Genomic DNA, 793 nt, shown 5'->3' with positions numbered 1-793 from the left:
TATGGCGCCTCCAAGGCGGCCCTCGACTATCTGGCGGATACCTTGCGCCTAGATTTGGCCAGCAAAGGGATCGGGGTGACCCTGATCCGCCCCGGCTTTGTCCAGACGCCGCTCACCGCCAAAAATGATTTTCCCATGCCCTGTCTGGTGACGGTGGAGCAGGCCTCCCGAGCCATCATGGGCGGGCTGACCGCTGGTCGTCACCAGATCCACTTTCCCCGCCGTTTCATCTGGTTGCTGCGCCTGCTTGGTGCGCTGCCGGTGGGGCTCTGGCTGCGCCTTGGCCGCGCACTCGTATCGAAAGGAAGCCATTCATGAAGAAAAAGATCGCCATCGTCGGTTCAGGGATCTCGGGGCTCACCGCCGGTTTTCTGCTCCACAAACTCCATGACATCACCCTGTTCGAGGCGGCGCCGATTCTGGGCGGTCACACCGCCACCGTCGATGTGACTCAGGCTGGCCGCAGCTATGCCATCGACACCGGCTTTATCGTCTTTAACGATCGCACCTACCCCAACTTCTTGAAGTTGCTGGCACGGATCGGCATGGCGCGCCAACCGGCCGAGATGAGCTTCTCGGTAAAGAGCCCGGAGGGACTGGAGTATAACGGTCACAACCTCGACACCCTGTTTGCCCAGCGCAGCAATCTGCTGAGTCCGCGCTTCTACGGCTTTGTCGCCGAGATTTTGCGGTTCAACCGGGAGGCACGGGCCTGGCTGTCAGATGGTCAACATCAGGGGGCTGGCCCCGAGCTGACCCTGGGGGACTTTCTGCTGGCGGGGGAGTTTAGCGA

2 protein-coding genes are annotated in these 793 nt (G+C 61.4%); both read left to right on the top strand.

The window, feature by feature from the left end; all coding sequences use genetic code 11:
* A partial coding sequence (locus BN1139_RS21780) for an SDR family NAD(P)-dependent oxidoreductase (protein ID WP_041980616.1) occupies positions 1–318 on the top strand: 318 nt, incomplete at its 5' end.
* Positions 315–793, top strand: a 479-nt coding sequence (locus BN1139_RS13675; RefSeq protein ID WP_041980613.1) for an NAD(P)-binding protein, incomplete at its 3' end; no start/stop codon positions are given. The genes BN1139_RS21780 and BN1139_RS13675, both read left to right, overlap by 4 nt.

The organism is Aeromonas veronii bv. veronii, from assembly GCF_000820225.1.
Classification (GTDB): domain Bacteria; phylum Pseudomonadota; class Gammaproteobacteria; order Enterobacterales; family Aeromonadaceae; genus Aeromonas; species Aeromonas veronii.
This window is presented reverse-complemented; position numbering and strand designations above follow the sequence as displayed.